This is a genomic window from Streptomyces calidiresistens (assembly GCF_014141525.1).
Classification (GTDB): domain Bacteria; phylum Actinomycetota; class Actinomycetes; order Streptomycetales; family Streptomycetaceae; genus Streptomyces; species Streptomyces calidiresistens.
In genome coordinates this window covers 1-735 of record NZ_VKHS01001405.1, presented here as the reverse complement: position 1 = coordinate 735, position 735 = coordinate 1, and the positions used below count along the sequence as shown (strand labels likewise).

The window sequence follows — 735 nt, the reverse complement described above, 5'->3', positions numbered from 1 at the left end:
TGGGGAGGGGACGGGGTGGTTCCGGCATACCGGTCGTCTGTTCCGAAAAGCCGCCGGCATGCCCGCGACCCGCCCGACGGGTGTATGGTGTGAGTTACTAACACTGTGAGGAACTCACACTATGGGAGGTGTCGGACGTGGACGGACGGTCGGGCCGGGGAGCACGCACCCGCGACGCCCTGCGCCGGAGCGCCTTCCGGCTCTTCCTCGCCGAGGGGTACGAGAAGGTGACCGTCGCCCGCATCGCCGCCGGGGCCGGCGTCTCCCACATGACCTTCTTCCGGCACTTCCCCACCAAGGAGGACGTGGTCCTGCGCGACGAGTACGACCCGATGCTGGAGGAACTCGTCCGGTCCCGCCCCGCCGACCACCCCCCGGTGGAACGTGTCCGCCACGCCGTCACCACCGCCCTCCCGGCCGTCTACCGGGAGGAACGCGACGCCCTGTACCTGCGCGCCCGACTGATCCTGCGCACCCCCGCGCTGCGGGCCCGGATGGGCGAGAGCGCCGCCTCCTCCTCCCTGGCCTTCGAACGCGGCCTCACCCCGCCCGGCGAAGACCCCGCGCCGGCCGTCCGGGTGATCGCCGCCGCCTGCACCGCCGCCCTGACCACCGCCATCACCCTCTGGGTGGAGGACGAGGGCCGCGCCGAGTTGCCCGACCTCGTCGAGGACGCCTTCGACGCCCTCGTGAACGCCGCCGGAGGCCCCTCGTGAACACCCCCCTCTCGGGGCC

At 72.7% G+C, this 735-nt stretch carries 1 protein-coding gene; it reads left to right on the top strand.

The features are described from left to right. Positions 1 to 137 precede the first annotated feature (137 nt). Positions 138 to 716, top strand: a complete 579-nt coding sequence (locus tag FOE67_RS27540; protein ID WP_182667525.1) for a TetR/AcrR family transcriptional regulator — start codon at positions 138 to 140, stop codon at positions 714 to 716. Positions 717 to 735: the final 19 nt, after the last annotated feature.